The organism is Vibrio sp. 2033 (assembly GCF_033339735.1).
Window position 1 is genome coordinate 1 of sequence record NZ_JAWOVC010000766.1, and the last position, 531, is coordinate 531.

The following is a 531-nucleotide window of genomic DNA, read 5'->3' on the forward strand; positions in this document are numbered from 1 at the left end:
TGGACGCTCAACCTTTCCACTGAGCAACCAGCGAGTTTCGAGCTACAGCGGGATGGTAAAACGCACTTTATCGGCACCATGGAAGTATTAAACAACGGACAACTCATTGCCGTTCACGATGCTGATTGGCGCTTTAGGCACAAGCCAGAAAAGCTCGAACAATGGTGTCAACTGCACCATTCAGAAACCTTATCCATCAATATGAACTACTACTTTGCTGATGATGCTCTCGTGATCGAGTATTTGGCGAGAAACACGGTTCCAACTCGCCTTGATATCCGTCATACCATCAAACAAGTTGTCGATTCACCTGTCGAAGACAACGAGCAAGCGCGAAGTGCGAAGTGGCAGCACCAAAGAGATGGATTACCAAGTGACTTCTTATCGAAAACCGCTAAGACGGACTTTTTCCGAGAAGCCTTTTCTGCCAAACAATGGATCGTTCTAGAAAACTGTGAGGAATAACGACGACAGTTTTTCCGCTCCAGAATAGACTGATGAAAAAGTAAATTAGTTGAAATATGCAAAACA

The 531-nt window shown here is 44.8% G+C and carries 1 protein-coding gene; it reads left to right on the forward strand.

Annotated elements, in window-relative coordinates; translation table 11 throughout:
- The coding region (locus R7P74_RS28975) for a hypothetical protein (protein WP_025638848.1) at positions 1-465 on the forward strand (465 nt) is incomplete at its 5' end.
- Between the last annotated feature and the right edge of the window lie 66 nt (positions 466-531).